At 73.2% G+C, this 1197-nt stretch carries 1 protein-coding gene; it reads left to right on the forward strand.

Going from position 1 to position 1197, the window contains the following annotated elements:
- Window positions 1-160 precede the first annotated feature (160 nt).
- The coding region (locus PLL68_RS15480; RefSeq protein ID WP_324535625.1) for a mannose-1-phosphate guanylyltransferase at window positions 161-1197 on the forward strand (1037 nt) is incomplete at its 3' end.

The following is a 1197-nucleotide window of genomic DNA, read 5'->3' on the forward strand; positions in this document are numbered from 1 at the left end:
AGGACGCCCTCGACCGGGCCTTCGACGAGCTGGCCGACTTCCGCTGCCGCTTCCCGGTGACCTCGGTCGAGCTCTACCACCACGACCACGACGGGGTCTGGCGAGTCATCGACAGCTTCCCGCTGCGGGGCTGAGCGCGCGCCGCGTACCCTCGCATCCCATGTCCACCATCCCTGGTTTCTGGGCCGTCGTGCCTGCTGGTGGCGCCGGCACGCGACTGTGGCCGCTCAGTCGCGCCGCGCACCCCAAGTTCCTCCTCGACCTCACTGGCAGCGGTCGCACGCTGCTCCAGGCGACGGTTGACCGGCTCGAGCCGCTGACCGGCGACCGGGTGGTCGTCGTGACCGGGGCGGCGCACGCGGATGCCGTGCGGGCTCAGCTTCCCGGGCTGGCCGGCGACCAGGTGCTCGCAGAGCCGTCGCCGCGCGACTCGATGGCGGCGATCGGTCTGGCCGCCGCCGTGGTCGAGCGCCAGGACCCGCAGGCCGTCATCGGCTCGTTCGCGGCCGACCACGTCATCCCTGACACCGCCGCCTTCGAGAGCGTGATCCGAGAGGCCGCGGAGGTGGCCCGCGAGGGTCATCTCGTCACGATCGGCATCGAGCCGACGTCACCCGCCACGGGCTTCGGCTACATCCGGGCGGGCGAGGCCCTGCCGGGGTTCGCCACGGCGCTGCGGGCCGTCGAGTTCGTCGAGAAGCCGGATGCCGTGCGGGCAGCGCAGTACGTGGCATCGGGCGAGTTCCGCTGGAACGCGGGGATGTTCGTCGTGCGGGCGGCGACGCTGCTCGACCTCCTGGCGCAGTGGCACCACGAGCTGGCGGCAGGGGTGCGAGCCATCGCGGCCTCGCCCGAGCGGCTCGACGAGCTGTGGCCGGGGCTGACGAGGATCGCCATCGACCACGCCGTCGCCGAGCCGGCCGCGGATGCCGGTCACGTCGTCGTCGTCCCGGCCCCCTTCACCTGGGACGACGTGGGCGACTTCGCCAGCCTGGCCGAGCTGCTGCCGCCCGTCGAGGGGGAGCCCGGCCTGCGGGTGCTCGGGTCGGTCGACGACGTGACGACCATCGACGCGTCCGGGATCGTCGCGGCAGCCGGTGGCCGCCGCGTGGCAGTGGTGGGGATCGAGGACGTCGTCGTGATCGACACCCCGGATGCCGTGCTCGTCACCACCCGCTCGCGGGCGCAGGACGTCAA

Origin of the sequence: Ornithinibacter sp., assembly GCF_035443565.1 — a bacterium.
In the GTDB taxonomy this organism is placed as follows: domain Bacteria; phylum Actinomycetota; class Actinomycetes; order Actinomycetales; family Dermatophilaceae; genus Fodinibacter.